A 26,469-nucleotide genomic window follows, 5' to 3' on the forward strand; every position below is an offset into this window, starting at 1 on the left:
GGCCGGATGGCGCGGTTCATGCCTCGACGTGGCGCAGGGCGAACCACAACTCCATCCGTACGTCCGGGTCGTCCAGGTCCGTGCCGAGCAGCGCCGCGCACCGGGCGATCCGCTGGCGGACGGTGTTGCGGTGCACGGAGAGGGCGACCGCGGTGCGGTCCCAACTGCCGTGCAGGGAGAGCCAGGTGCGCAGGGTCTCGGTGAGGGGCGGGGCGAGGGGCGCGAGGAGGGTGCGGGCGTGGGTCTCGGCCGCCTCGGGGGAGAGCAGTTCGGTGAGGCCGGGCCGGTGGGTGCCGTGCCGGTGCAGCGGCGTACGGGTCGCTGTCGCCCGGGCCAGGGCGCGGGCCGCCTGGGCGTCGGCCGAGGGCCAGTCCGGGGCGGTCGCGGGGGCGCTGACACCCAGGGTCCAGCCGGGCTGCGGGGACGGTTCGCGGTCCGCCGGAACCAGGACGCGTACGACGTCCCGGGCCAGGTCGACCAGCGGGGAGCCGAGCGCGGCGCCCAGCGCGGAGGCGGCCACGGCGTCGCAGGGCTGGCCGTCGGGCCGGCCGTGCACCACGAACCGGCGGTCACCGCCCAGCAGCGGGGCCACCGCTTCCGGCTCGGCGCCGAGCAGCAGCCGCACCAGCGCCGACGAGCGCGCCGCACCCGACCCGCTCTGGTGCTCGCCGGTGAGCAGCGAGAGCAGTACGGCGGCGACGGAGGCGATGGTGTGATCACCGGGGTCCCGCCGTGGCGCGGCCACCCCGAGCACGAACCCCTGACCGGCACCGAGGGCGTAGGCGGCGAGGTGGGTACCGGCGGCGGTGTCGGCGGCGGAGGTGGGGGTGCCCGGCCCGGCGGGGCGTACGACCTGGGCGAGGGCGGCCAGGGAGGTGGCTGCGGGGTCCTGGGGCTCTGGGGAGTTGTAGTGCGCCGAGTCGTCCTGCGGGCGATGGCTCGGGGAGCCGGTCGCCGGGCTCTGTGCGGGCTGACCCGCCACCGGTCGCGGCGGCGCCTGCGCGGGCGGGCCGCTCACCGGGTTCCGCGGGCCTCGGCCTGCCACCGGGGCCGGCGACGTCCGGGCCGGTGATCCGGCGGGGGTGTCCTGCGGGGACCGGCCTGCCGCCTCATCTTGCGGTGCCTTGGCGGACGACTCGCTCGCCGGGTCCTGTGCGCGCCGCCCGGCCGCCCCGTCCCGCTGTCCCCGGCCCGGCACCCCGGCCGCCCCGCCCCGCGGCCCCCGCCCGGCCGCCGCACCCCCAGGCCGCCGTCCCGCCGCGGCGACCTCCGTCCCCTCCGGGCCGTACAGCACCGCCCAGCCCTCCACCCGCTGGGCCAGTTGTCGCAGGACCGCGCGGACCGGGTCGGGGCGGGAGGCCGCTGACGCCAGGCTCTGCTGGGCCTCCGTCACGCGGCGGAGTTCGGCGTGGCGGGCCTGGGCCATCAGCTGCCAGACCGCGCGGGCCACGCCGGAGAAGGTGGTCCGGGGCGGGACCTCCAGCAGCGGGAGCTCGTAGGAGTCGCACGCCTCGACCAGGGCGCGCGGAACCGTGTCGTGCACGGGCGCGAGACCGAAGCCGAGGGCCGCGCCGCCCGCCTCGACGATCCGCGACACATAGTCGTCGAAGTAGGTCCCCGAGCCCGCCGCCTCGGGGATGTGGACGCCGGCCGTCAGCAGCAGCTCGCCGCCCAGCAGATACGGATACGGATCGGCCATCTCCGAGGTGTGCGCCCAGTGCACGGCCGTGGCCCGGTCCGCCGGCCCGGCGATCTGCCGCAGGCCCAAATCCTCGCGGGCCAGGAGCGCCGAGAGCGGTACGGGCGGAGTGGGCGGAACGGCGGGATCCGGCATGGGATGTTTCCTACACTCGCGCGGTATCGGATGGATGAAACGTACACTTCGCAGTCACTTTCCGGCCACCTACTGTCGTTCGGGACCGGCAGCCGCGGGTACGGGCGGATGTCCCCGCGAGCCGCTGCCGAACGTCCACCCCCCTCACCTGCACGACACGCCACCGGGATGTGAGCGAAGGAGGCCCCACATGGCCGTCGACTACACCGTCATCGTCGTCTATCTGGCCGGCATGCTGGCCATGGGCTGGTGGGGCATGCGCCGCGCCAAGTCCAAGAGCGAGTTCCTGGTCGCGGGCCGCCGGCTCGGCCCGACCATGTACTCCGGCACCATGGCCGCGATCGTCCTCGGCGGCGCGTCCACCATCGGCGGCGTCGGGCTCGGCTACCAGTACGGGCTCTCCGGCGCGTGGATGGTGTTCACCATCGGCCTCGGGCTGCTCGCCCTCTCCGTCTTCTTCTCCGCCCGTATCGCCCGGCTGAAGGTCTACACCGTCTCCGAGATGCTCGACCTGCGCTACGGCGGCCGGGCCGGTGTCATCTCCGGTGTCGTCATGTGGGCGTACACCCTGATGCTCGCGGTCACGTCGACCATCGCCTACGCCACGATCTTCGACGTCCTCTTCGACATGAACCGCACCCTCGCGATCGTCCTCGGCGGCTCGATCGTCGTCGCCTACTCGACGCTCGGCGGCATGTGGTCGATCACCCTCACCGACATGGTGCAGTTCGTGGTGAAGACGGTCGGCGTGCTCCTGCTGCTCCTGCCGATCGCCGTCGTCAAGGCGGGCGGGTTCTCCGAGATGAAGGCCCAGCTGCCCACCGAGTACTTCGACCCGCTGGGCATCGGCGGCGAGACGATCTTCACCTACGTGCTGATCTACACCTTCGGCATGCTCATCGGGCAGGACATCTGGCAGCGCGTCTTCACCGCCCGCAGCGACAAGACCGCCAAGTGGGGCGGCACCGTCGCCGGCACCTACTGTCTCGCCTACGCCCTGGCCGGCGCCGTCATCGGTACCGCGGCCAAGGTGCTCTACCCCAAGCTGGGCAGCCCGGACGACGCCTTCGCGACCATCGTCAAGGACGAACTCCCCGTAGGTGTACGCGGGTTGGTGCTGGCCGCTGCTCTCGCCGCCGTCATGTCCACCTCCTCCGGCGCGCTGATCGCCTGCGCGACCGTCGCCAACAACGACATCTGGTCGCGGCTGCGCGGAGCGGTACGGCCCTCGGCGGAGCAGCACGACGAGGTGAAGGGCAACCGCGCCTTCATCCTGCTCATGGGCCTCGCCGTCATCGCCACGGCGATCGCGCTGAACAACGTCGTCGAGGCGCTGACCGTCGCCTACAACCTGCTCGTCGGCGGATTGCTGGTGCCGATCCTCGGCGGGCTGCTGTGGCGGCGCGGGACCGCACAGGGCGCGCTCGCCTCGGTGGTGGTCGGCGGCGTCGCGGTGATCACCCTGATGGCGACCCACGGCATTCTGGCCAACGAACCGGTCTACTACGGCCTGCTGTCTTCCCTCGCCGCGTACATCGCCGTCTCCTTGATGACGAGGCCGACCGACGCTGCCGTACTCGCCGCCTGGCGTGAGCGTCTCGCCGGGCGGGACCCCGAACTCGTGTCCGAGCCGGTGCCGGCTCACCAGTAGAGTCGTAGGCAGATATCACGCATACGCGATGAAGCGTAGGAAAGAAGGCATTTCCTTATGACCAGCAACGAGACGCCCCGCGGCCCCGTCGACTCCTCCCGCATCCCGCGGTACGCGGGTCCCGCGACCTTCGCCCGGCTCCCGCGCCTCGACGAGGTCGGCCGCACCGACGTCGCCGTGATCGGCGTGCCGTTCGACTCGGGCGTCTCGTACCGGCCGGGCGCCCGCTTCGGCGGCAACGCGATCCGCGAGGCGTCCCGGCTGCTGCGCCCGTATAACCCGGCGCAGGACGCGTCGCCGTTCGCCCTCGCCCAGGTCGCGGACGGCGGCGACATCGCGGTGAACCCGTTCAACATCAACGAGGCCGTCGAGACCGTCGAGGCGGCGGCGGACGAGCTGATCGGCACCGGCGCCCGGCTGATGACGCTGGGCGGCGACCACACCATCGCGCTGCCGCTGCTGCGCTCGGTGGCGAAGAAGCACGGACCGGTCGCGCTGCTCCACTTCGACGCCCACCTGGACACCTGGGACACCTACTTCGGCGCGGAGTACACCCACGGCACGCCCTTCCGGCGCGCGGTCGAGGAGGGCATCCTCGACACCTCCGCCCTCTCCCACGTCGGCATCCGCGGCCCGCTGTACGGCAAGCAGGACCTCACGGACGACGAGAAGATGGGCTTCGGCATCGTCACGTCGGCCGATGTGTACCGCCGTGGCGCCGACGAGGTGGCCGACCAGCTGCGCCAGCGCATCGGCGACCGCCCGCTGTACATCTCCATCGACATCGACTGCCTCGACCCGGCCCACGCGCCCGGCACCGGCACCCCCGAGGCGGGCGGCATGACCTCCCGCGAGCTGCTGGAGATCCTGCGGGGCCTGGCATCCTGCAACCTGGTGTCGGCGGATGTCGTCGAGGTGGCACCGGCGTACGACCACGCCGAGATCACGTCGGTGGCGGCCTCCCACACCGCGTACGAACTGACCACGATCATGTCCCGCCAGATTGCAGAGGCCCGAGCGAAGTGACTCACGACCACGACCTGGTGCTCCGCCCGACGGAGGAGCAGATTGCCGCCGCACTGAATCCTCCCGCCGGCCGCAACGGCGGGGACCTGGTCGTGGAGACGCTGGCGGCGCTCGGCACGACGACGGTCTTCGGCCTCCCCGGCCAGCACGCCCTCGGCATGTTCGACGCCCTGCGCCGCAGCGATCTGCGTTACATCGGCCTGCGCGTGGAGAACAACGCCGGGTTCGCGGCGGACGCGTACGGCCGGATGACCGGTGAGGCGGCCCCGCTGCTGCTGTCGACGGGGCCGGGCGCGCTGACCTCGCTGGCCGCGCTCCAGGAGGCAGCCGCGGCCAGCGCCCCCGTGCTGGCGATCAGCAGCCAGATCCCGACGGCGGGCCTGGGCGGCGGCCGCCACGGCTATCTGCACGAACTCCCCGACCAGTCGGCCTCGTTCCGGGGCGTGGTGAAGTCGGTCCACACGGTCCGCACCCAGTCCCAGATCCCGTCCGCGATCGAGGCGGCCTGGAAGTCGGCGCTCACCGCCCCGCACGGCCCGGTGTGGGTGGAGATCCCGCAGGACGTGCTGCTGGCCGAGACCTCGATCCCGGTGGTGACGGGCGGCGACGCGTTCCCCGAGGAACTGCCCCCGCGCCCCGAACTGACCGCCGTGGCGGCCGACCTGCTGTCGAAGGCGGCCCGTCCGGCGATCATCGCGGGCGGGGGAGTGGTACGGGCGGACGCGAGCGGCAAGCTGCGACAGCTGGCGGAGCTGATCCAGGCCCCGGTGGTCACCACGCCCGGCGGCAAGGGGGCGTTCCCCTGGCAGCACCCGCTGTCGCTCCAGTCGTGGATCGAGGACCGCCACACCACCGACTTCCTGGAGGACGCGGACGTAGTCCTGGTCGTCGGCTCGGGCCTGGGCGAACTGTCCTCCAACTACCACACGTTCAAGCCGCGCGGCCGGGTCGTCCAGATCGAGGCCGACCTCGGCAAGCTGGAGTCCAACCACCCGGCGCTGGGCATCCACGCGGACGCCCGCCTCGCGTTGCAGGCGTTGCTGGAGACGGTGACCGGACGGGAGGACCCCTCGGCGCCGGAGCGGGTCCGTGAGGTCCTCGCGAAGGTCGCCGAGCGTATCGCCGCCCAGGAACTCACCCTGGAACAGCAGGTCCTGGCAGCCGTACGCGGTGCCCTCCCGGCCGACTCGCCGTCCTTCTGGGACATGACGATCCTGGCCTACTGGGCCTGGTCGGCCTTCGACGCCAAGGGCCCCAACCACCTGCACTCCGCCCAGGGCGCCGGCGGCCTCGGGTACGGCTTCCCCGCGGCGCTCGGCGCGGCGGTCGCCGACCCGACCCGCCCGGTGCTCGCGGTGTCCGGCGACGGCGGCGCCCTCTACTCGATCGCCGAACTGGCCACGGCCCGCCAGTACGACCTGAACGTCACCTGGCTGATCGTCGACGACGGCGGCTACGGCATCCTGCGCGAGTACATGACCGACGCCTTCGGACAGGCCACGGCGACGGAACTGACCCGGCCCGACTATGTTGCCCTCGCCGAGTCCTTCGGTGTCCCCGGGGTCCGTACGACCCCGGAGACACTGGAGACCGATCTGGCGAAGGCGCTTCAGACCCCTGGCCCGTCGGTGGTCGTACTCCCGGCGGTGCTGCGGATGTTCGCGCCCACGCACCTCGCTACGTGATGCCTCAGCGGCTGTCGCTCATGTAGTAGACGTGGTCGCGGTTGTTGCACGCGTCGTCCACCGAGGGGCCGGTCAGCGGTACGGCCCACGGGACGAGCGCGAGTGCCTCCCGGCAGAGGCCGGGGGTGGAGTAGCCGGCGATGGTGACCCGGCCCCGGTCGTCGGCGTGGGCCGGGGCGGCGAGTACGAGGGCTGCCATGGTGAGCGCGGCGAGCGCGCTGATCTTCTTCATGGCCGGTCAACGGCGCCGGATCGGTGCAGGTCATTCCGCTGTACAGGTGGTGACGAAGCGCGCCAGGGCCGAGGGGGCCCTGGCGCGGCTACGGCGACCGGAACAGCGTCCGACGGCCTACCAGATCGACTCCACCCACTCCGGGTGGTCGATGAACGGGTTGCGGTTGCCCTGGTAGGAGTCGTAGATGACCTCGTTGCGGCGCTCCTCGAAGGCGTCCGGCGGGTCCTCGTCGTTCCAGGCCTTCAGGACCGACAGACGGCCGTGGTACGGGACGCTGCCGTTGGTGACGGCGTCGTTGGGCTCCAGGTCGGGCCAGCTGTCGTCGCCCTCGTAGCGGACGGCCATGTAGAGGATCATGCGGGCCACATCGCCCTTGACGGCGTCGCGCGGCTCGAAGGAGTTGGAGTCGGTCAGGCTGCCGCCGGAGTTGGTGAAGCTGCTGCCGCCGTTGTCGAAGTCCTTGTTGCCGCGGATGCTGTTGACCTGCACGTCCTCGGGACGCAGATGGTGCAGGTCGGTGCCCGGGCCGGCGGAGGTGCCGAAGTCGCCGTGGGACTGGGCCCACACGTGCTCGCGGTTCCAGTTGCCGGTGTTGCCGCCGTTCAGGGACTTGCTGCGGGAGATGCCGCTGTAGAGCAGCTTCACGTTGCTGCTGTTGTTCGGGTCCTGGTCGGTGACCTTCAGGGCGTTCCAGACGGCCGAGTACGAGAGCTTGGTCTGGTCGCTGATGATCTCGTGGAGCGAGTCCTTCAGGGCCGTGCCGGTCTTGCCGATCGCGTCGGCGTAGTACGTGTCGTCGTACTCCGTCGTGGTCGCGGCGGCCGGGGAGGCGGTGAGCGCCGGGGTGGTGAGGCCGACCAGGACGGCGGCGGTCGTCAGCGCCAAGGACTTCCAGCGGCGGTGGCGTATGGGTGTCGCCGGCATGTGGGGTTCCCATCTATGCGGGGATCTACGCGGGTTGATTGAGGCGGCAACGAGAGCGTGGCATGGACATGAGGGGGTGTCGAGGGTCGGCACGTGTCCATTGGGTGACGGGAAGCGGCAAATCGGGGCGGGGCTACGCGAGTTGACGCGCCGAAACGGCCCCCGGCGGGTGTGCCGGGGGCCGTTGGGTGGGCAGCGGCGGTCGCTAGCCGACGTCGGACGGGTCGAGGCGGTAGAGGGCGGACTGGTTGGTCTGGGACGAGGACGAGGAGGTCGAGGACGATGAGGATGAGGATGTCGAGCCGGAGCTGTACTCGCTCTCCTTCACCGCCGTGCCGTTCTTCTGCACCCACTCCGTGACTTCGGTGCTGACGCTGCTGCCGCCGCCGGGGCCGCCGCCCATGCCGCCGCCACCGATCTGGATGTAGTGCAGCTCGCCCTTCTTCACCAGCTCCTTGAGCCTGGCCAGGGTCATCGCGTTGTCGGAGCCGGACCAGCCCCACATGGAGATCACGGGCTCACCGCTGCTGAGGATCAGCTGCGCCGCGCTCTGTGAACTCGACACCGCGAGCAGCCACTTGGCGCCGTCCTGGTGCTTCTTGAGGTAGGAGATCAGCTCGGTGCTCGCGCCACCGCCCATGCCGCCTCCGCCCATGCCGCCTCCGCTCATGCCGCCTCCGCCCGCGCCGCCTCCGCTCATGCCGCCGGGAGCCTGGCCGTTCTGCCCGCCTTGGCCGTTCGGCGGCTCGCCGTTCCCGCCGCCCGGCGTCATCTGCCCGCCGTCGCCCTGGCCTTGTTCCTGCCCACCGGGGAAGCCGCCGCCCTGCTGTCCGTAGGTGCCGTTCTGCCCGCCGGCCTGGCTGTTCTGCCCGTCCTGCTGAGCACCCCCCGGCACCTGCCCGCCGCCGAAGCCACCCCGGCCGCCACCGCCCCCGCCAGGACCGCCACCCCCGCCGGGTCCGCCGCCGAAGCCGCTCCCCGTCGAGGGCCCGGCCGTCGGGTTCGTACCGCCCATGCCGCCGCCCGAACCGGACGGCACCGACCAGGCGTAAGCCGCCGGGCCCGCCACCGCGGCGACCACGGCCGCTGCCACGGATGCCGCCAGGAGCCGTGTCCGCGGGCCCGACGCGGACCGCAGGACCAGCAGTCCCACGATCGCCAGCGCCATGACGACGGCGACGGCCGGCCACAGCCAGGTGTTCCAGCCGGAGGCCCGTCGCAGCAGTACGACCGCCCAGACGGCCGTGACGGCCAGCCCCGCGGGCAGCACCCACGCCCACCGCCGGTCGGCGCGGAAGGCGCGCAGCAGCATCACGCCGCCGCCTCCGCACAGTGCCGCGATGCCCGGGGCGAGAGCGGTCGTGTAGTACGGGTGCATCGTGCCCTCGGCCATGGCGAAGGTCAGGTAGTGCAGGGCCGTCCAGCCGCCCCACAGCACCAGGGCGGCGCGGGTGAGATCGGTGCGCGGGGCGCGCCCGCGGAGCACCAGTCCGCCGACGCAGGCGATCGCGGCGAAGGGGATCAGCCAGGAGATCTGACCGCCCAGGATGTCGTTGAACAGCCGGCCGATCCCGGCGGTCCCGGAGAAGCCGCCGCCTCCGCCTCCGCCACCGCCGCCGTTGCCCTCGCCGCCGAGGATCCGGCCGAGGCCGTTGTAGCCCATGATCAGGTCCCAGGCCGAGCCGTCCGTCGAACCGCCGATGTAGGGGCGGTCGTCGGCGGGGACGAGGGAGACGGCAGCCGCCCACCAGAAGCTGGAGACGGCGAGGGCGACACCCGCGACGAGCAGGTTGACGACCCGCTTCACGAACCTCGGCTTCGCCGCGTACAGATAGACGGCGAAGACGGCGGGCAGCGCGATGTAGCCCTGGAGCATCTTCGTGTTGAACGCGAGCCCGAAGCACACGGCGGAGCCGACCAGCGGCAGCAACTTCCCGTTGTGGACGGCACGCAGGGCGAGCGCCGCGCCGCCGGCCATCAGGAACACCAGCAGTGTGTCGGGGTTGTTGTCCCGGTTGATGGCGACCGTGATCGGCGTCAGGGCGAGGACCAGCGCGGCGACCGTTGCCGCGCCGTGGCCCCACACCCGCTTCACCGAGGCGTGCACGATCCAGATCGTCGCGAGGGCGGCCAGGATCATCGGCAGCATCATCTGCCAGGTGCCGTAACCGAACACCCGGCAGGACAGGCCCATGACCATCAGGGCGAACGGCGGCTTGTCGACGGTGAGGAAGTTGCCCGCGTCCAGCGAGCCGAAGAACCACGCCTTCCAGCTCTGGGTGCCGCTGAGGACGGCCGCGCTGTAGAAGCTGTTGAGGCTGGATCCGGAGAGGTTCCAGGAGTACAGCACCGCAGCCAGGATCAGGATCGCGATCAGCGCGGGGAGCGACCAGCGCGGCGCCCGGTCCGGGGGCGCCGCGGGCGGGGCCGGCGGGGGCACGTCGGGGGTCACGGTCGTGTGGGGGTGGGGATCGGTGGCTGATGTCACCAGGGCAGCGTGGGCTGTGGGGGTGGGTGGGGGCTGTGGCGTGGCTGGCCCTCTCCTGTGAATACGCAAAGGGGTCCGTAAAGGAGCCCGCGAGGACGCCCCGGACGTCGAGCCTGCGCCTTTCGGAGCAAGGACACGGCGGTCAATACGCTGTCAGTGGTCATCATGCGTGCGGTCTTGCTCGTGTGCTCGTTGGTCGACACGACATGACTCAGGGGACAACGAACGAGAAGCCAATGGGCGTTTCCAGGCGCGGCAGAGCGGTCGTCGCGGTGGGAGTGGGCGCCGGTGTCGTCATGGCGGCCATCGCCGGTGCCGCTCCCGCCGCGGCGGCGGACCCGCCCACCGTCAGCTGTACGTCCGCCAAGGCCGGCCTCGCCCGCAAGCTGGAGAAGGGCATCGCGGCCGCCGTCGGCAACCGGGAGGGCGCCGTCGCGGTCGGCCTCCATGACCGTGCCACCGACACCACGTGTACGTTCCGGCCCACCTCCGCCTACGACTCCGCCAGCATCACCAAGGTCACCGTGCTCGCCGCGCTGCTGTGGGACGCCAAGAGGCAGGACCGGTATCTCAGCGACCGCGAGGTGTCCCTCAGCCGGGCGATGATCACCCGGTCGGACAACGCCGCGACCCGCACCCTGTGGAAGCAGCTCGGCATGGCGAGGATCAAGGCGTTCCTCGCCGCCGTCGGCATGAGCCGGACCAAGCCCGGCAACAACGGCTACTGGGGCCTCACCCGGATCACCGTCACCGACGAGCAGAAGCTGCTCCGGCTCATCACGCGCGAGAACCCCGTGCTCAGCGACAACTCCCGCGCCTACATCCTGAAGCTGATGAGCCAGGTCGTCCCCTCCCAGCGCTGGGGCACACCGCACGGAGTGCCGTCCGGTGTCTCCGTGGCCGTCAAGAACGGCTGGCTGCGGCGGGCCGCCCACGGCTGGCGGGTGCACAGCGTCGGCGCCTTCGAAGGCCGCGGCCACGACTACACGATGACGGTGCTCACGCACGGCAACCGCACCATGGACTACGGCGTCACGACCATCCAGGACGTCGCCAAGGTCATCCACCGGGAACTGACGGCGAACTGACTCCGAAGCGGGCCACGCTTCACGAGCCGGTCTCCCCTGCGTCACCGACCCGCCCTACGGTGACCCCCATGCGTCTGAGAACCGTACTCGCGACCGCCACCGCGGGCCTCGCGGCGGCCACCTGCCTCACCGCCGCCGGCCCGGCCACCGCCCACGCCAACGTGCCGGGCCGGCACGCCTGTTCGCCCGTCGTCTCCATCGACCGCTTCTCCGACGCGCTCGACAAGACGACGTACGAGGGCACCTTCGTCGGCAACTTCTCCGCGCTCGCGGTGGACCGGGACGGTTCGCTCGCGGCTCTGTCCGACCGCTCCTCCCTCTTCGGCCTCAGCGGCAGGACGCTCGCGCCGAAGGCCGTCGTCCCGCTCGCCGACGAGAGCGGGGCCGCCCTCGACTCCGAGGGGCTCGTCGTCGACCGCGACGGCAGCTACCTCGTCTCCTCCGAGACCGAGCCCTCCGTACGCCGCTACTCCCGCGACGGCAAGATCCTCGACCGGCTGCCCGTCCCGGACGCCCTCCGCGTCGCCCCGGCCGGCCGGGCCGTCTCCAACGGGACCTTCGAGGGCCTGACCCTGCTTCCCGGCGGCCGCACGCTGCTCGCGTCGATGGAGTACGCGCTCAGCGGCGACACCGCCGGCATCGTCCGCTTCCAGACCTGGCGCAAGACCCGGGGCGGCCACTTCGAGCTCGGCCGCCAGTACGCCTACCGGGCGGACACCGGGCTCGGCGTCCCCGAGGTCCAGGCGACCCCGGACGGCCGACTCCTCGTCCTGGAGCGCGGGTTCACCGCCGGCGTCGGCAACACCGTCCGCCTCTACCTGGCCGACCCGCGCCGCGCCACGGACACCGCCCGCGTGGAGAACCTCACCGGTCAGGACGGCGTACGCCTGGTCGGCAAGACGCTCCTGGCGGACATCGCCGCCTGCCCGTCCCTGGGCGCCACCGCCAAGCAGCCCCAGCCGAACCCCCTGCTCGACAACATCGAGGGCATGGCGATCACCGGCCACTCACGGGGCCGCCTGAAGGTGCTGCTGGTCAGCGACGACAACCAGAACGCGGTGCAGACGACGCGCTTCTACCAGCTGCGGGTGCGGATCGCCTAGGGCCTGTCGTTTGGATCAGGCCGGCTGGGAGGAACTGCGCCTGTCGGCCGAGCCGAGCGGGGTCTGGTGCGTGCAGCTGCAAGGCGGAGGAGGGAGTCGACGCGGAGCGTCGGCGAGTGACGACAACGCGGCAGATGTGCGTGCCAGGCCCCGCGACGCCGGCATGATCCAAACGACAGGCCCTAGTCCGGCGTGTGCCGCCGACGGCAGGGCGGGGGCGGGGCGTCGTCCAGCAGGCCGCTCTGCGCGGTCAGATAGGCCAGCTGGGCACGGCTGTTGCTGCCCAGCTGGTCGGCCACCTTCTTCAGATGGCTGGCCACACTGCGTGTGCTCATGCCCAGCCGGCCGGCGATGGCGGCGTCGGTGTAGCCGTCCACCATCAGCCGCAGGACGCGCAGCCGGGTCTCGTCGGTGAGGAGCCGGGGCCGCTGCTGGTCGTGCTCGTAGACGATCGGCTCGGCCCGCTCCCAGGTGTGCTCGAACACCGAGACCAGGAACTGCACGACACCGGGGTCGGTGACCCGCAGGGCGTGGTTGCGGTGCTCCTTCTCCTTGTCGGGGATGAAGGCGACGCAGCGGTCGTAGATGAGCAGCCGGTCGAAGACCTCGTCCACCGTCCGCACCTGCACCCCGACCTCGGTGACGGCCTTGATGTAGTCGAGGGTGGGGCCGTGGCTGCGCACCGTGTGCTGGTACAGGGTGCGCTGGTTGATGCCCCTGCTGCGGGCCGCCAGGGCGATCGGCAGCGCCTCGGCGAGCAGGTGCTCGGGCCGTCCGCCCCCCGGATGCGCGGTCAGAGATTCGTGCTGCGCGGAGCGGGCCGCCTCGTCTATCGCGGAGGTGATCACCGAGGCGCCGGTGAGTCGCTGGACGACGCCGCTGTCCTGCCGGCGCAGATCCCGGTAGCAGCTCTCCACCTGCGCCATCGTCTCGTGCACGGCGGTCATCGCCCGTTGCTGCTCCAGGATCCGCTGCTCCAGCGGGTGCGTCAGCGCCGCCGTGGCCACCTCGGGCGGAACCGGCACGACGGATCGCGGGTCGTCCACGGCCGGTGCCAGCAGCCCGAGCGCGGACAGGCACCGCGGGGCGCCGTCCCTTGCCCTCTTCCCCCGCGCCACGGCGGTCCGGTAGAACTCGACTCCCGCGGAGCAGAGCGCTATCTGTCCGTCTTCTTCACCTGTGTCCGTCTTCTCGCACATGGTGCGGTCCCCCTTCTGACTCATGCAACGCAAGATCATGAACCCTTGAGTCGCTTCCGGCAACCCCGCCCCGCAAGGCATTCTCTTCTGTGTGCGGGCAGCTCCGAAGGATGAACTGCCCGGGATTATCCAGGGGGGAACTGGAAATGAAGCGCGTCTCGTTCGTTCGCAGGTTTGCCGGAGCGCTGGGTGTGCTCGCCGCTGCGGCACTGGCCTTTTCAGGCGTTTCCCTGACCGGCGGCCACACCGTTTCGACCGCCGCCAACGGGGCCGTGGCCTCGCCCGACGACGACCGCTGGGGCTGATCGGCGCCCACCGGAAAGACTCTGCATTTCCGCTTCCGAACACATCCGGGCCTTTCCATGCGGCCCGTTGAGAAGGAGTTACAGGAATGACCCTTGCCGTCATGGCTCCGAAGTGCCTCGTCTGCGACACCGAATTCGAGGTGCGTGCGGACTGGGAAAAGGGGGAGATCACCGAGTGCGCGGCCTGTGGCCAGGAACACGAGGTCGTGGAGAAGAGCGACGCGGCCGTGCGCCTGGACCTCGCCCCCGAGGTGGAAGAGGACTGGGGCGAGTGACCGTCTCGGACCAGGTCCTGGTCTCGGTCACGATGCTGCGGCCCGAGGAGAAGCTGCTCCTGGAGGCGCTGCGGGCCGAGGGACTGACGGCGCGTCCGCTGCTGAGAGAGGATCTGGCCGATGTCGTGGCGGGCCGCGTCGAGCCGCCCGCGCTCGTCCTGATCCGGAACCTCTCGCACCGGGACGCCATCGGTGTCTCCCGCCGGCTCGAACACTCCGGCATCCCCACCCTCAACCGGGCCTCGACCATCGAGACCTGCAACGACAAGGGGTTGCAGGCGCTGCTCTTCGCCCGGCACGGCATCCCGCACCCGGTCACCCGGCACGCCTTCAGCTACGACCAGGTCCGGGCCACCGTCGCCGAACTGGGTCTGCCCGCCGTCGTCAAGCCCGTCAGCGGGTCCTGGGGGCGCGGCGTGACCAAGATGGCCAACGCCGAGTGCGTGGAGGCGTGGGCCGGCGGTCGTGAGTCCGCCGACGCCGCGGGGAAGCTGTTCCCCGTCGTCGTCCAGGAGTACGTCGACAAGCCGGGGCACGATCTCCGGGTGGTCGTCGTGGGGCGTACGCCGGTCGTGGCGATCGAGCGTGTCTCCGCCGACTGGCGGACGAACACCCACCTCGGCGCCTCCGTGCGGCGCGTCGACGTCACCGCGGAGATCGAGAAGCTCTGCGGGCAGGTCGTCGACATCCTCGGCCCCGGCTTCTACGGAGTCGACCTGGTCGAGGACCGGACCACCGGGGAACTGCTCGTCCTGGAGGTCAACGCCAACCCCGAGTTCGCCCGCTCCTCGTCCCAGCACGGGGTGGACGTGGCCGCCCACCTGGCCGCGTACGTCACGGGGCAGCTCGCCCCCGCAGAGGCGGAACCTGCGGTCGCCTAGCGCCCGCGCCGGACAGCCGCGTTCGCTGCGGCCCCGAGCGCCAACAGGCCGACCGTGCCTGGCCGACCGCCGATGACGCCGGTCGGCCACCGCCGGGGCCGCATGCCCTCTGTCACCGGAGCCGGCCGGCCGCCTCGTCGCGCCCCGACTCCCCCCGCGGAAGACCGCAGAGCACCGCTGAGCACCGCAGAGCACCGCAGACACCGGAGAACACCGGACAAAACCGGAGAAAGCCCGACACCCATGGATCTTTTCGACACCGCCACGGTGCTCACCCGCGTCCTGACCTCGGGCGTGGTCATGAGCATCGAGAAGAGCGACCGGGAACTGCCCGGTCTCGAACGGCTGTTGACCAAGCAGACCGGACGCGCCAAGGCCGTCCTGCTCAACAGCCGCACCGCGGCCGTGCACGCGGCTCTCGCCGGCCAGGGCATCGGCCACGGCGACAGCATCCGGCTGCCCGCCGCCGACGCCGGCACCGAGGCGTTCGTGAACTGGCTCGGCGTCACCGTCAGCGCGGACGCGGGCCCGGCGGCCTTCGACCACATCGCGCTGGACCACTCGAACGCCCACCGCCTGTCCGAGTCGGCCGCCGAGGCCACCGCCCCCGCGCTGGTCGTGGACCTCACCGGCCTCGGCTTCGGCCCGGCCGCCGCCGTCCTGACCGACGACGAGCGCATCTGGGCCCGCGCCGAGCGCCTGAAGATCTTCGGCGCCTACGACCTGCGCACGATGTGGACGCAGGACGAGGCGGACGCCTCCCTGGTGCCCGGCGTGCAGTTCAACTACCGGCTCAGCCCGCTGGTGGCCGCCTGCCTGCGGATGGCCCTGACCCATGCGACGCGTCCCGCCGCCGTATCCGGAGCCCACTGATGATCACTGACTTCCCGGCAGCCCCGCTGCCCCTGCCCGACGCCGCCGAACTCGACGCCGAGCTCGCCGCCCTCGGCGGCGGCGCGCTGGTTCCCAAGGAGCTGCGCCGCACCCTCTTCCCGGTCATCACCAAGGAAGACGTCTTCAACCTGCTGCTCGCCCAGCGCCAGGCACCCGAGAAGGTCGTCGCCGACTTCGCCGAGGCCTACCGCGCCTACGTCGGTGCCGCGCACGCCCTGCCCACCGCCAGCGGCACCTCCAGCCTGCACATGGCCCTGGTCGGCGCCGGAGTGCGGCCGGGCGACGAGGTGATCGTGCCCGCGTTCACCTTCATCGCCACCGCGCAGGCCGTCGTCGCCGCGCACGCGATCCCCGTGTTCGTCGACATCGACCCGGTCACCTACTGCATGGACCCCGACGCCGCCGCGGCCGCGGTCACCGACCGCACCCGGGCGCTGATGCCGGTGCATGTGCACGGCCTGCCCGCCGACGTGCCCGCGCTGCGCGCCCTCGCCGACCGCCACGGCATCGCCCTCGTCGAGGACGCCTCGCACGCCCACTCCGCGAAGATCGGCGAGCGGGTCGCCGGCTCCCTCGGCGACGCGGCCGGGCAGAGCCTGATGGCCGACAAGAACTTCCCGCTCGGCGGCGAGGGCGGCATCGCCTTCTTCGCCACGGGCGAGGCGTACGACCGTGCCGTCGCGTACCTGGAGCGGCACGGCATCGACTACGGCATGTCGTGGGTGGCCGCCGCCTTCGGCGCGAGCCAGCTGAAGCGCCTGCCGTACTACGACGCGATCCGCGCCCGCAACGCGGAGCTGCTCGGGGCGGCGCTGCACGAGACCGGCCTGTTTACTCCGCCGCACGTCCCCGACGGGCACGTCCACGCCTACAACATGTACCGGACCACCCTGCACCCGGAGGCGGTGGGTCTCGGCGACCTGCCGGTGTTCGCGGTCAAGGAGGCGGTGCACGAACTGCTCGTCGCCGAGGGCGTACCGGCCCGCGAGTGGCAGAACACCCCGATCCCGTGCCATCTGCCCTTCCGGCACCGCGACGGCTTCGGCGGCGGCTACCCCTTCACGCTCAACCCGGCCGCCGTGCGCGACCACCGCCCGGAGGACTTCCCGGTCACCCTGGGGATGCTCGACTCCACCCTCGTCCTGTGCCGCGAACTGCGCTCCCCGGTCGAGTACGAGCGGATCCTGCGCTACTCCGACGCCTTCCGGAAGGTCGCCCGGCGCCCGGACGCCATCCGCAAGCTGGTCGAGACGCGCGAGTACCGCCGCCCGTACGAGAAGGCGGCCCGCCTTGGCTGACCACGACACGATCAGGGTCGCCGTCGTGGGTGCCAGCGGCTACACCGGCGGTGAGGTGATCCGCCTCCTGCTCGAACACCCGCATGTCGAGCTCGCGTTCCTCTCCGCGGAGCGTGCCGCCGGCGCCACGATCGGCAGCGTCCACCCCTGGCTGCGCAACCATCCGCGCGCGGCCGGCCTCACCCTCCGGCCGCTCGCCGACCTCGCCGGCATCGAGCCCGTGGACATCGCCTTCGGCTGCCTGCCCACCGGGACGCTGCCCGAGCGGCTGCCGCTGATCGCCGAGCGCGCCAAGCGGGTGCTGAACCTCGGCGGCGACTTCCGGCTGCGCGACGCCGGGCAGATACGCGCCCACTACCCGGCCACCGCCGCCCACCCGCCGCTGGAGGACTTCGCGTACTACGTACCGGAGTTGAGCCCCGCGGTACCCGAGAGCCGGTTCATCAGCCTGCCCGGCTGCATGGCCGTCACCACGATCTACGCCCTCTACCCGCTGTTCGCGCAGGGCGCCCCGCTGGTCGGCGAGCGGGTGATCGTCGACGCCAAGACCGGCTCCACCGGCGGTGGCCGTGCCGCCGGCGAGCCGCCCGCCGAGCGCAGCGGCAACTTCCGGGTGCACAAGCTGCACGGCCACCGGCACGCGCCGGAGATCCAGCAGGCGCTCGCCGACTTCACCTCGACCGCCGTGGACCTGCGGTTCTCCACCCACAGCCTCGACGTGGCGCGCGGCATCATGGTCACCGCGTACACCGAACTGCGCGACGGCGTCACGCCGTTGGACGTCAAGCGCGCCTACGCCAAGGCCTACGTCGGGCGGCCGTTCCTCCGGGTCCGGCCCGCCCCCAAGGCACCGCAGGACTTCCCGATGCTCAAGGCCGTCGTCGGCTCCAACGTCGCCGAGGTCGCCCTCTCCGTCCGTGACGGCCAGTGCGTCACCGTCGCCGCCCTCGACAACCTGATCAAGGGCGCGGCCGGGCAGGCGATCCAGGCCATGAACCTGATCTCCGGCTTCCCCGAGACGGCCGGACTGCCCACCACGGCGGTGTCGCCATGACCCGGCCCCTGTACGTCGTCAAGGCGGGCAGCGCGACCCTCGACCGAGGGCTCGTCCTCAAGGAGGTGGCCGACCTCGTGGCGCGCGGCGCCCGGGTGCTGCTGGTCGCCGGTGGCGCCACCGGAATCGCCCGCCACTACGCGGCGATCGGCCGGCCCGAGCCCAGGCTGCGGCTCGCGAACGGCGACGAAGTGCGCTACTGCCCGCCGCAGGAGATGGCACATCTGGTCGACGCCTACGAGCGGGTCACCCTGCCCGCCGTCGAGGAGGGCCTCACGGCCCTCGGGCTGAGCGTGTTCACCGCGGTCGCCGCACGCGGCCGCCTCGTCACCGGCCGGGCCAACCGGCCCCTGAAGGCGCTGTCCGCCGAGGACCGTCCCCTCGTGGTCCGCGACCACCGGGCCGGCGTCCCCGTCGCCGCCGACACGGCACGGCTGGCGGCCCTGTTGGAGGCGTACGACGTCGTCTGCGTGTCGCCGCCGGTCGCCGACGCCGCCGGGGGAGCCCCGCTGAACGTCGACGCCGATGTGCTCGCCGCCGTCCTCGCCGGTGCCCTGGGCGCCGACCATCTGCGGCTGGTCACCGGCACCGCCGGACTGCTCACCGACCCCGACGACCCGGGCTCCACCCTCACCGACGCCTACCGCGGCGACGGCGCCCGCTACGCCGGGGGCAGGATGCGCCAGAAGGTCCGCGCCGCCGAGATCGCCCTGGACGGCGTCGCCGACGTGGCCATCACCGGACCGCACACGCTGGGCGAGGCGACCGGCTGGACCCGCTTCTGGCCCACCCGGGAACCCGCCGCCGACCTCGCGCTGCTCACCCGTGTGGTCAGCGTCCCGTCGGTCTCCGGCGACGAGACGGAACTAGCCGCCTACCTCGCCGAGTGGTGCCGGCAGCGCGGCATCGACGCCCATGTCGACGCCGTCGGCAACCTCGTCGCCACCCGGGGCCGGGGCCCGCGACGGCTGCTGCTCCTCGGCCACCTCGACACGGTGCCGCACGTGTGGCGCGCGCAGTGGCGCGACGGCGAGCTGTGGGGGCGCGGCAGCGTCGACGCCAAGGGCAGTCTGGCCTCCTTCCTGGAGGTGCTCGCGCACGCCGACATCCCCGAGGACGGCCAACTCGTCGTGGTCGGCGCGGTGGAGGAGGAGATCTCGTCCTCCAAGGGCGCCTTCCACGCCCGCGACCACTACCCGGCCGACGCCGTCGTCATCGGCGAACCCAGCGGCGCGCGGAAGCTCACCCTGGGCTACTTCGGCCTGTTCAAGCTGAAGGTGACCGCGTCCGTCCCCACCGGCCACTCGGCCGGACTGGACGCCGTGTCCGCCCCGGACCGCCTGATCAGCGCCCTCGGTGAGATCCGTACCGCCGTCCTCGCCGTCGCCCCGGACGCGCTGAGCGCCGTGATCGACGTCCGCGTGGAGACGGGACGGGAGCTGGGCCGGGCCGCCGGGATCCTCAACTTCCGGGTGCCGCCGGGAGCCGACCTGGACGCACTGCGCACGGCCGCGCTCGCGCACGCCGAAGGCCCCGTCGACATCGAGGTGCTGCGGGCGACACCGGGGCACGCGAGCGGCCGTACCGGACCGCTGGTGAAGGCGTTCACCCGTGCCTTCGCCGCGGCGGAGATCCGGCCCCGGTTCGTGGTGAAGAAGGGCACCTCGGACATGAACACGCTGGCCACGACCTGGCACGACGTGCCGATGGTGGCCTACGGGCCGGGCGACTCAACCCTCGACCACACCGACGAGGAGCGCATCGACGCGATGGAGTACCGCACCGCGCGGACCCTGCTGGCCGACGCGGTCCACCGCTGGTTCGCGCTGACGGGCCACGCACTCGACGCGGACAAGGGAGCCGAGGCGGACCAGGACAAGGGAGGCCGGTCATGAGCGCCGTACTGGAACACGCGCCGCCGCCCGCGCCCGACGCGCCGGCGATCCCCGCCCAGGTCCTCGCCGACCTCGCGGACCGTGCCGTACGGGCCCGTCGTCTCGTCGTCGACATGGCGGCGAGCCCGCGCGGCTGCCACCTGGGCGGCAGCCTGTCCGTACTGGACATCCTGATCGCGGCCCTGCACCGGGCCGCCGCCGGGGACGGCACCGAGGTGGTGCTGAGCAAGGGCCACGCGGCCGCCGGGCTGTACGCGGCGCTGCACGTCAGCGGCGTCCTCCCGGAGAACCCGGCGCCCCGCTACGGCCTGGCCGGCGAGCCGTACACCGGCCACCCGGGGCCCAAGGTGCCGGGCGTCCGGTTCCCGACCGGCAGTCTCGGGCACGGCGTTCCGTACGCCGCCGGGTGGGCGCTGGCCCGCCGGCTGGGCGGGCGGGGCGGGCTCGGAATCGCGGTCGCCGGCGACGGGGAACTCCAGGAGGGCCTGGTCTGGGAGACCTGCCAGGTCGCCGCCGCACAGGAGTTGGGCAACTTCGTGCTGGTCGTGGACCGCAACGGCGGCCAGAACGACGGGCTCGTCGCGGACATCTCCCCGCTGCCGCGCCTCGCCGAGCGGTTCGCCGCGTTCGGGTTCGACACCGCCGAGGTGGACGGCCACGACCTGGCGGCGCTGGCCGAGCTGTTCGCCGCGGACCGCTCGACGGCCCGCCGTCCGCTGGCCGTGATCGCCGACACCGTGAAGGGCAAGGGCGTACGCGCCGTCGAGGGCAAGGCGGGCTCCCACTACGTGACCATCGACGCGGCCCGCGCCGACAAGTGGAAGCGAGCCATCCGATGACCGCCGCCGCCGTGCCGACGACACCGGCCCCGCCCCTGTCGGGCCGTGACGCCTACCGCGACGAACTCACCCGCCTCGCCGCCGAGGACGCCTCGATCCTCTGCCTGGAGGCGGACCTCGGCGGCAAGGGCCACCCCTTCCAGAGCGCACACCCCGAGCGGTTCCTCAACCTCGGCATCGCCGAGGGCGCCATGGTCGACATGGCCGCCGGCCTGGCCGCGGGCGGCTACAAGCCCTTCGTCAGCACCTTCGCGCCGTTCGCGGCGCTGCGCGCGGCGGAGAGCCTGAAGCTGACCCTGGGCTACCTGCACGCGGGCGTCACCGTCGTGGCGCCGTACGCGGGTGTCTCCGGCGCCTGGTTCGGCACCACCCACCACTGCCTGGAAGACCTGGCGATCCTGCGCAGCATGCCCGGCGTCACCATCGCCGCACCGTACGGCGAGGCCGAGATGCGCGCCGTCGTCCGGGCCGCCGCGCGCTCCGGGCGGCCGCACTACATCCGCACCGGACGCAACGCGCGCTACGCCTCGCTCGCCCTGCCCGACGGCGAACTCCCGCTCGTCAACTGGGAGTTCCGGGCCGACCCCGGCGCCGTCTGTCTGGTGTCCGTCGGCGAGGAGGGCACCCGTCTCGCCGTCCGGGCGAGGACCGCCACGCCGGGTGTCGCCCACGCCCACCTGGTGTACGCCGACCACGAGCACCTCACCCGCGCCGCCGCCGAACTGGCCCGCCACCACAGCCGGTTCGTGGTGGTCGAGGAACACCGCGGCCAGGGCGGTGTCGCCGAGGCGCTCGCGCTGCTGCTGCCCCGCTGCGAGATCAGCTCCGTCGCGGCCGACCGCACCTGGCCGTCGTACGGCGGCGACCACGCGGAGGTCATGGCCGCGCTCGGACTCGATCTGCCCGCCGTCCTGCGGGCCCTGACCCTGGCGGGCGCCACCGAGCGCGCCCACCACCCCCTCCCCTCCACCACCAGCCTGCCAAGGAGCCTGACATGCACATCCTGATGATCGAGTGCAACCCGAACGGCATCGCCGGGATCGCCAACGCCCTCGACCTGGGTCACGACGTCACCCTCGTCTCGGTCGACCCCGACTTCTACCTCGCCGTCTCCCCGCTGACCGAGGCGGCCTACGCCCACCCGAACTGCCACGTCGTCAAGAGCGAGGAAGCCTTTTCGATCGAGGAGCTGACGGCGCTCGCAAGGCGCCTGCACGCCGAGCGGCCGATCGATGGGGTCACCACCTACAGCGAGTACCACACCGTGCACACCGCCGCCGTCGCCGAGGCGCTCGGGCTGCCCGGCATGAGCGTCGAGGGCGCCCGCAACGCCCGGCACAAGCACCTGACGCGGCTCACCCTGGACGGCACCGGCGTCCGCCAGCCGCGTTTCGCGCACGTCGCCGACGCCGCCGACCCCGCGGCCGTCGAGGCCGCCGTCCGCGAGATCGGCTTCCCCTGCGTGGTCAAGCCGTCCGACGGCACCGCCAGCCTCCATGTGCTGCACCTGAAGGACGAGGACGACCTGCGCGCCTACCTCGCCGAACTCGCCGACGTCGCCGACTACGGGCGCGGGGTGACCCGGATCCCCGACGTGCTGATCGAGGAGTTCGTCACCGGCGAGCTGATCTCGGTCGAGTCCTGCGTCCTCGGCAAGGGCGAGGTGGTCAACCTCGGCCTGACCGACCGCCCGCTCAGCGGCTTCCCGCACTTCATCGAGATGGGCGCCACCTACTTCCGCGGCCACCCGCTCCAGGACGAGCTGTTCGAGATGACCACGCGCGTGCTGGACGAGCTCGGCGTGGACTTCGGATTCATCCACACCGAGTACCTGCTCGGCCCCGACGGCCCGGTGCTGTGCGAGGTCAACGGCCGGCTGATCGGCGGGATCGTGCCGAGCCTGATGCAGCTCAGCTCCGGCGTCGACCCGTATCTGGAGGTCATCCGGCAGGCGCTGGGCGAGCGCCCCGAACTGCCCTTCCCCGGCGCGATCACGGCCGGCGGGCACTGGTTCGGCGCGCCGGTCGCCGGCACCGTCGAGCACATCGGCTTCGACGGCCTGACGGACCTGCCCGGCTTCCACAGCGCCCTCGCCTACAAGAAGCCCGGCACCGAGGTCACCCGCCTGTCCCGCAGCAACTTCGACTGGATCGGCCACGTCATCTTCACCGGCGCCGACCGCACCGAGGTCAACAAGCGCTGCGAGGAGGGCCTGGACCGCATCGACCTGAGGATGCGTGTCGAGGTGGCCCGATGACCCGCCGTGAGCTGACCGGCGTGGCGATCCCCGCGCTGGACCCGGGCGCGCTCTTCGACGTCACCACCGACGACGGCGTCTTCACCCGGGTCCGGCCGACCGGTGCCCGCCGGGGCGGCGAGGACGAGCTGTGGCCGGGCTACACCGAGACCCACGCCCACATCTCGCTGCCCGCCAACTGGGACGACACGGCCGACGACCCGCGGATCGTCGCGTTGCAGTACCTCTACCACGGGGTGACCCACGTGGTGGACATGTTCGGCTTCCCGCTGGTCGCCGACGCCTGGGAGGCCGACCGCGCGGCCTCGCCCTGGCCCGGCCCGGAGGTCGTGCACTGCGGCTACGCGGTCACCGCGACCACCGACACGGCCGGCCGCACCGGCCACGGCGTGGAGTTCCCGGCGCCCGTGCACATGCTGTCCGTCGAGGCGGACCTGGAGCACGCGCTGCGCGCCAACGCCGAGCGCGGTGGGACCTTCCTGAAGGTGATGTTCACCGACGGCACCGAACAGCCCGGCAGCCCGGTGAAGTTCTCCCGGCTGTCGCGGCAGGTGCTGACGTTCACCGCGCGGATGGCCGCCGAGCGCGGCATCACCGCCGTCATCGACTGCAACACCCTCCAGGAGACCCGCTGGGCCTACGAGTGCGGCTTCCGGCTCTTCGCCCACACCGTGCGCGACCGCACGCTCGACGAGGCCGACTGGTCGCGGTTCGAGGGCGCCCGGTTCGTCTCCACGCTCGCCGGGCTGCGGCCCATGGTGATGACGGGCGAGGAGTTCGTCGCCGAGTACGGCCACGAAGGCTTCGCCGAGACCCAGGACCCGCGCAACCTGGAGTTCGTCCGGGGCATCGAGAAGCCGTACGGCATCGAGTACGGCTGCCAGGAGACCCGTACCGCCGCCCTCGCCGACATGCGGCGCAACGCCGTCGCCGCACTGCGCCGGGGCACCCTGCTGGTCGGCACCGACTCCGGCAACACCGGCGCCTACCACGGCTACTCCTTCCTGCGCGAGCTCGACCTGTTGCGCGGCGACGACCCCGCGCTGGAGGAGCCGCTGCGCCGGCAGGCCACGCTCGGCGGCCGCCGCTACTTCGACGAACTGCGCGGGGAGTCCCCGGGCAGCCACCCCCTCGCCGTCGGCGCGAGCGCCACCTACAACCTGCTCGCCGCCGGCCGCCCCCTCGCCGCCCTGCCGCTGGCCACCGTCGTGCGGGGCGTGGAGATCGACCGTCCCGCCCTCGCGCGGGCCATCGCGGACCTGCGGGCCGCCGAACCGAAAGGACGGGTCGCCCCGTGACCACCGAACGCAGACGCGCCCTCATCGGCGTCAACGCCGGCATCTTCCTCGCCCACATCGGCAACTACATCTGGTTCCCCGTCTTCGTCGCCTCCCTCGGCGGCACCGACAGCGGCTTCTGGGCCGGCGTCGTGATGTGCATGACGTACGTGGGCCGTCTGCTCGCCACGTTCTTCTACGAGGGTGTCGCGGCCCGGATCGGGGTCCGCGGGGCGGTGTTCGCCGGTACCGCCCTGGAGGCCGTGGCGCTCGGCCTGATGGGCTTCGTCGGCGGGGTGGCGGCCTACAGCGCGCTCGCGCTGTTCATCGGCTTCGGGTCCGGAACGGCCTTCCCCGGACTGAAGAACATCCTCGTGTCGTACCCCGACGACGAGCGGCCCAAGGCGCTGTCGACGTTCCAGATGGCCGCGCAGATCGGGTTGTTCGGCGGGGCGCTGCTCGGCGGTCTGCTCGCCGGGGTGGAGCTGCGGACCCTGTTCAGCGTGGTGTTCGCGATCTTCATCGGCTTCTGCCTGGCGTCCTCGGCGTTCATCCCGCGCGACGGGTTCCGCTCGGTGCCGGAGCCGGCCGCGGCGCAGGGAACCGCGCCTACCGTGCGTACGCCGCTGTTCAGCACGGCGGTGTTCAAGGGCATCGACGTGCGCGGCGCCACCCGGTACTTCCTGCTGTCGGCCGTGTTCTGGTTCCTGTCGATCGGCTTCATCGTCGGCATCCCGCTGCACATGGAGCGCTTCGTCCCCGGCTGGGCGCCCTCGGCTCCCTTCTGGGTCACCGGCCTGACCGTCCTGGTGCTTCAGTACCCGCTGTTCAAGGTCCTCATCAAGCGCCTGGACCCCGGCACGGTGATGGCGATCGGGCTGGCCGGGATGGCGCTGGCCTTCCTGGCGTTCGGCGCGGGACGCGGGCCGGCCTGGGTGTTCGTCGGCTGTCTGACGGTGGTGCTCGGCGACATCCTGTTCGTGCCGTCGTTCGACATCTGGGTCGCCCGCAAGGTCCCCGAGGAGCGGCTGGCCAAGGCCATGGGCGCCATGCACTTCTTCCGCAGCGCCGGCAACATGGCCGGTTCGCTGCTCGCGGGGGTCCTCTTCGACCTGTCGGGCACCCTCGGCGTGCCGGGCGGGAACTGGTACGTCGCCGCCGTCGTGGCCGTCGGGTGCGCGCTGGTCTGCCTGGCGGGCCGCACGGCCGAGACCGGGCAGGACGAGGCGGAGCCCGCCGACGCCGAGGCGGCCGGTGAGCCCGAGAAGGCGGTGGCCGATGTCTGAGGTCTGTGTCATCGGCGGCACCCGGTTCTTCGGCAAGCTGCTGGTCCGGCGGCTCCTCGCCGAGGGCCACCGGGTCACGGTGGTCAACCGGGGCCGTACGCCCGACCCGTTCGGTGCGGCGGTACGCCGGCTGCGCGCCGACGTCGACCTGCCCGGCGAACTGGCCGCGGCTGTGGCGGGGGAGCGGTTCGACGCCGTGGTGCACCAGATGTGCTACACGCCGCGTGCGGCTCTGGAAGCCTGCGAGGCCTTCGGGGAGCGGGCCGGGAAGCTGATCCTGACCAGCAGCATGGAGGTGTACAACGCGGACACCTTCCGCTGGCGGATTCCGGCACCGCCGATGAGCCCCTTCGCCCGCGAGGAGGAGCTCGACGCGGCGGAGTACGCCTACGACACCGAGCTGCCCTGGGACGACCGCGCCTGGCTGGGCGCGAACTACGGGGAGGGCAAGCGTCAGGCCGAGGCCGCGCTGACCCGGCACGCGCGGGTGCCGGTCGTCCTGGCCCGCGTGGCGCACGTGCTGGCCGCCGAGGACGACTTCACCGGACGCCTCGCCTTCCACGTCGACCGTGTCCGGGCCGGACGGCCCGTGATCGCCCACGCCGCCCCCGGCCGCACCTCCCTGGTGCTCGCCGACGACGTCGCCGGCTTCCTCGCCGGTGCCGCCGTCTCCGAGGTCACCGGGACGGTGAACGTCGCCTCGCCGGACAGCGTCGACGTGTACGACGTCTGCACGGCGGTACAGCACGCCACGGGCCGCCCGGCCACGGTGATCGAAAAGACGGACCCGTCCGGACACCCCGACCTCTCCCCCTTCTCCTGCCCGTCCGACTTCGGCCTGACCACCGACCGCGCGACCTCGCTGGGCCACCGCTTCACACCGGCCGCCCGATGGCTGCCGGAGCTGGCGGGGAAGGTCGCGGCCGGCGAGGGAAGAGGCTGACGCCGGACCGCCGGGCGCGGGGCGCGCACCCC

The 26,469-nt window shown here is 72.3% G+C and carries 23 protein-coding genes; 18 read left to right on the forward strand and 5 right to left on the reverse strand.

Translation table 11 applies throughout. The features are described 5' to 3' along the window. Nucleotides 1–16 precede the first annotated feature (16 nt). Complete coding sequence (locus ACIQWG_RS38570) at nucleotides 17–1,834, reverse strand: PucR family transcriptional regulator ligand-binding domain-containing protein (RefSeq protein ID WP_404105079.1); 1,818 nt, start codon at nucleotides 1,832–1,834, stop codon at nucleotides 17–19. 190 nt (nucleotides 1,835–2,024) lie between these two features. Between ACIQWG_RS38570 and ACIQWG_RS38575 the strand changes: the two genes are divergently transcribed. Genes ACIQWG_RS38575 through ACIQWG_RS38585 form a run of 3 tightly spaced genes read left to right on the forward strand, consistent with a single transcriptional unit; the run spans nucleotide 2,025 to nucleotide 6,196 of the window. After that, nucleotides 2,025–3,485: a sodium:solute symporter gene (locus ACIQWG_RS38575; protein ID WP_404105082.1), complete on the forward strand. Its 1,461-nt coding sequence runs from the start codon at nucleotides 2,025–2,027 to the stop codon at nucleotides 3,483–3,485. Nucleotides 3,486–3,542: 57 nt separating this feature from the next. Continuing rightward, a complete protein-coding gene (speB, locus tag ACIQWG_RS38580) occupies nucleotides 3,543–4,511 on the forward strand; it encodes an agmatinase (protein ID WP_404105085.1) in 969 nt (322 codons plus the stop codon). Beyond that, complete coding sequence (locus tag ACIQWG_RS38585) at nucleotides 4,508–6,196, forward strand: thiamine pyrophosphate-binding protein (RefSeq protein WP_404105088.1); 1,689 nt, start codon at nucleotides 4,508–4,510, stop codon at nucleotides 6,194–6,196. The genes speB and ACIQWG_RS38585 overlap by 4 nt, the downstream gene beginning before the upstream one ends. A gap of 4 nt (nucleotides 6,197–6,200) precedes the next feature. Here ACIQWG_RS38585 and ACIQWG_RS38590 read toward each other — a convergent pair whose 3' ends face one another. The 3 genes from ACIQWG_RS38590 to ACIQWG_RS38600 all read right to left on the reverse strand — a co-directional run bounded on the left by ACIQWG_RS38590 (nucleotide 6,201) and on the right by ACIQWG_RS38600 (nucleotide 9,843). Continuing rightward, nucleotides 6,201–6,428, reverse strand: a complete 228-nt coding sequence (locus ACIQWG_RS38590; protein ID WP_404105091.1) for a hypothetical protein — start codon at nucleotides 6,426–6,428, stop codon at nucleotides 6,201–6,203. A 117-nt stretch (nucleotides 6,429–6,545) separates the two neighbouring features. Next, nucleotides 6,546–7,355: an endonuclease I family protein gene (locus tag ACIQWG_RS38595; RefSeq protein ID WP_404105094.1), complete on the reverse strand. Its 810-nt coding sequence runs from the start codon at nucleotides 7,353–7,355 to the stop codon at nucleotides 6,546–6,548. Nucleotides 7,356–7,560: 205 nt separating this feature from the next. Next, on the reverse strand, nucleotides 7,561–9,843 hold the full coding sequence (locus ACIQWG_RS38600; RefSeq protein WP_404105097.1) for an ArnT family glycosyltransferase: 2,283 nt from the start codon (nucleotides 9,841–9,843) through the stop codon (nucleotides 7,561–7,563). Between the two features lie 236 nt (nucleotides 9,844–10,079). Between ACIQWG_RS38600 and ACIQWG_RS38605 the strand changes: the two genes are divergently transcribed. Continuing rightward, entirely contained in the window at nucleotides 10,080–10,931 is an 852-nt protein-coding gene (locus ACIQWG_RS38605) for a serine hydrolase (protein ID WP_404105100.1), read from the forward strand. 68 nt (nucleotides 10,932–10,999) lie between these two features. Next, nucleotides 11,000–12,034: an esterase-like activity of phytase family protein gene (locus ACIQWG_RS38610; protein ID WP_404105103.1), complete on the forward strand. Its 1,035-nt coding sequence runs from the start codon at nucleotides 11,000–11,002 to the stop codon at nucleotides 12,032–12,034. Nucleotides 12,035–12,216: 182 nt separating this feature from the next. Here ACIQWG_RS38610 and ACIQWG_RS38615 read toward each other — a convergent pair whose 3' ends face one another. Next, nucleotides 12,217–13,257 carry a LuxR C-terminal-related transcriptional regulator gene (locus ACIQWG_RS38615; RefSeq protein WP_404105106.1) on the reverse strand — a complete coding sequence of 347 codons (1,041 nt, stop codon included), beginning with the start codon at nucleotides 13,255–13,257 and terminating at the stop codon, nucleotides 12,217–12,219. Between the two features lie 122 nt (nucleotides 13,258–13,379). Between ACIQWG_RS38615 and ACIQWG_RS38620 the strand changes: the two genes are divergently transcribed. The 13 genes from ACIQWG_RS38620 (at nucleotide 13,380) to ACIQWG_RS38680 (ending at nucleotide 26,437) form a co-directional block, all read left to right on the forward strand. After that, on the forward strand, nucleotides 13,380–13,538 hold the full coding sequence (locus ACIQWG_RS38620; RefSeq protein WP_404105109.1) for a hypothetical protein: 159 nt from the start codon (nucleotides 13,380–13,382) through the stop codon (nucleotides 13,536–13,538). Between the two features lie 86 nt (nucleotides 13,539–13,624). Continuing rightward, on the forward strand, nucleotides 13,625–13,813 hold the full coding sequence (locus ACIQWG_RS38625; RefSeq protein ID WP_404105112.1) for a lysine biosynthesis protein LysW: 189 nt from the start codon (nucleotides 13,625–13,627) through the stop codon (nucleotides 13,811–13,813). After that, on the forward strand, nucleotides 13,810–14,694 hold the full coding sequence (locus ACIQWG_RS38630; protein WP_404105115.1) for a RimK family alpha-L-glutamate ligase: 885 nt from the start codon (nucleotides 13,810–13,812) through the stop codon (nucleotides 14,692–14,694). The genes ACIQWG_RS38625 and ACIQWG_RS38630 overlap by 4 nt, the downstream gene beginning before the upstream one ends. A 243-nt stretch (nucleotides 14,695–14,937) precedes the next feature. Beyond that, a complete protein-coding gene (locus ACIQWG_RS38635) occupies nucleotides 14,938–15,567 on the forward strand; it encodes a degT/DnrJ/EryC1/StrS aminotransferase (protein WP_404105118.1) in 630 nt (209 codons plus the stop codon). Further along, nucleotides 15,567–16,886, forward strand: coding sequence for a DegT/DnrJ/EryC1/StrS family aminotransferase (locus ACIQWG_RS38640; RefSeq protein WP_404105121.1), 1,320 nt, complete (start codon nucleotides 15,567–15,569; stop codon nucleotides 16,884–16,886). The genes ACIQWG_RS38635 and ACIQWG_RS38640 overlap by 1 nt, the downstream gene beginning before the upstream one ends. Next, nucleotides 16,879–17,940, forward strand: a complete 1,062-nt coding sequence (gene argC, locus ACIQWG_RS38645) for an N-acetyl-gamma-glutamyl-phosphate reductase (protein WP_404105124.1) — start codon at nucleotides 16,879–16,881, stop codon at nucleotides 17,938–17,940. The genes ACIQWG_RS38640 and argC overlap by 8 nt, the downstream gene beginning before the upstream one ends. After that, complete coding sequence (locus tag ACIQWG_RS38650; RefSeq protein ID WP_404105127.1) at nucleotides 17,937–19,835, forward strand: M20/M25/M40 family metallo-hydrolase; 1,899 nt, start codon at nucleotides 17,937–17,939, stop codon at nucleotides 19,833–19,835. The genes argC and ACIQWG_RS38650 overlap by 4 nt, the downstream gene beginning before the upstream one ends. Continuing rightward, nucleotides 19,832–20,674, forward strand: coding sequence for a thiamine pyrophosphate-dependent enzyme (locus ACIQWG_RS38655; RefSeq protein WP_404105130.1), 843 nt, complete (start codon nucleotides 19,832–19,834; stop codon nucleotides 20,672–20,674). The genes ACIQWG_RS38650 and ACIQWG_RS38655 overlap by 4 nt, the downstream gene beginning before the upstream one ends. Beyond that, on the forward strand, nucleotides 20,671–21,681 hold the full coding sequence (locus ACIQWG_RS38660; RefSeq protein WP_404105133.1) for a transketolase family protein: 1,011 nt from the start codon (nucleotides 20,671–20,673) through the stop codon (nucleotides 21,679–21,681). The genes ACIQWG_RS38655 and ACIQWG_RS38660 overlap by 4 nt, the downstream gene beginning before the upstream one ends. Further along, on the forward strand, nucleotides 21,669–22,931 hold the full coding sequence (locus ACIQWG_RS38665; RefSeq protein ID WP_404105135.1) for an ATP-grasp domain-containing protein: 1,263 nt from the start codon (nucleotides 21,669–21,671) through the stop codon (nucleotides 22,929–22,931). The genes ACIQWG_RS38660 and ACIQWG_RS38665 overlap by 13 nt, the downstream gene beginning before the upstream one ends. Then, nucleotides 22,928–24,229: a hydrolase gene (locus ACIQWG_RS38670; RefSeq protein WP_404105138.1), complete on the forward strand. Its 1,302-nt coding sequence runs from the start codon at nucleotides 22,928–22,930 to the stop codon at nucleotides 24,227–24,229. Before ACIQWG_RS38665 ends, ACIQWG_RS38670 begins: the two co-directional genes overlap by 4 nt. Then, nucleotides 24,226–25,494: an MFS transporter gene (locus tag ACIQWG_RS38675; RefSeq protein WP_404105140.1), complete on the forward strand. Its 1,269-nt coding sequence runs from the start codon at nucleotides 24,226–24,228 to the stop codon at nucleotides 25,492–25,494. Before ACIQWG_RS38670 ends, ACIQWG_RS38675 begins: the two co-directional genes overlap by 4 nt. Next, nucleotides 25,487–26,437 carry an NAD-dependent epimerase/dehydratase family protein gene (locus tag ACIQWG_RS38680; protein WP_404105143.1) on the forward strand — a complete coding sequence of 317 codons (951 nt, stop codon included), beginning with the start codon at nucleotides 25,487–25,489 and terminating at the stop codon, nucleotides 26,435–26,437. Before ACIQWG_RS38675 ends, ACIQWG_RS38680 begins: the two co-directional genes overlap by 8 nt. Nucleotides 26,438–26,469: the final 32 nt, after the last annotated feature.

It is taken from the genome of Streptomyces sp. NPDC098781, assembly GCF_044759995.1.
GTDB lineage: Bacteria > Actinomycetota > Actinomycetes > Streptomycetales > Streptomycetaceae > Streptomyces.

Bases quoted from the DNA above. Each gene is read 5' to 3' on its own strand.
- ACIQWG_RS38570 (WP_404105079.1), bottom strand. From the start codon at position 1,834: ATGCCGGATCCCGCCGTTCCGCCCACTCCGCCCGTACCGCTCTCGGCG.
- ACIQWG_RS38575 (WP_404105082.1), top strand. From the start codon at position 2,025: ATGGCCGTCGACTACACCGTCATCGTCGTCTATCTGGCCGGCATGCTG.
- speB (WP_404105085.1), top strand. From the start codon at position 3,543: ATGACCAGCAACGAGACGCCCCGCGGCCCCGTCGACTCCTCCCGCATC.
- ACIQWG_RS38590 (WP_404105091.1), bottom strand. From the start codon at position 6,428: ATGAAGAAGATCAGCGCGCTCGCCGCGCTCACCATGGCAGCCCTCGTA.
- ACIQWG_RS38595 (WP_404105094.1), bottom strand. From the start codon at position 7,355: ATGCCGGCGACACCCATACGCCACCGCCGCTGGAAGTCCTTGGCGCTG.
- ACIQWG_RS38605 (WP_404105100.1), top strand. From the start codon at position 10,080: ATGGGCGTTTCCAGGCGCGGCAGAGCGGTCGTCGCGGTGGGAGTGGGC.
- ACIQWG_RS38610 (WP_404105103.1), top strand. From the start codon at position 11,000: ATGCGTCTGAGAACCGTACTCGCGACCGCCACCGCGGGCCTCGCGGCG.
- ACIQWG_RS38615 (WP_404105106.1), bottom strand. From the start codon at position 13,257: ATGAGTCAGAAGGGGGACCGCACCATGTGCGAGAAGACGGACACAGGT.
- ACIQWG_RS38620 (WP_404105109.1), top strand. From the start codon at position 13,380: ATGAAGCGCGTCTCGTTCGTTCGCAGGTTTGCCGGAGCGCTGGGTGTG.
- ACIQWG_RS38625 (WP_404105112.1), top strand. From the start codon at position 13,625: ATGACCCTTGCCGTCATGGCTCCGAAGTGCCTCGTCTGCGACACCGAA.
- ACIQWG_RS38635 (WP_404105118.1), top strand. From the start codon at position 14,938: ATGGATCTTTTCGACACCGCCACGGTGCTCACCCGCGTCCTGACCTCG.
- ACIQWG_RS38640 (WP_404105121.1), top strand. From the start codon at position 15,567: ATGATCACTGACTTCCCGGCAGCCCCGCTGCCCCTGCCCGACGCCGCC.
- ACIQWG_RS38650 (WP_404105127.1), top strand. From the start codon at position 17,937: ATGACCCGGCCCCTGTACGTCGTCAAGGCGGGCAGCGCGACCCTCGAC.
- ACIQWG_RS38655 (WP_404105130.1), top strand. From the start codon at position 19,832: ATGAGCGCCGTACTGGAACACGCGCCGCCGCCCGCGCCCGACGCGCCG.
- ACIQWG_RS38660 (WP_404105133.1), top strand. From the start codon at position 20,671: ATGACCGCCGCCGCCGTGCCGACGACACCGGCCCCGCCCCTGTCGGGC.
- ACIQWG_RS38665 (WP_404105135.1), top strand. From the start codon at position 21,669: ATGCACATCCTGATGATCGAGTGCAACCCGAACGGCATCGCCGGGATC.
- ACIQWG_RS38670 (WP_404105138.1), top strand. From the start codon at position 22,928: ATGACCCGCCGTGAGCTGACCGGCGTGGCGATCCCCGCGCTGGACCCG.
- ACIQWG_RS38680 (WP_404105143.1), top strand. From the start codon at position 25,487: ATGTCTGAGGTCTGTGTCATCGGCGGCACCCGGTTCTTCGGCAAGCTG.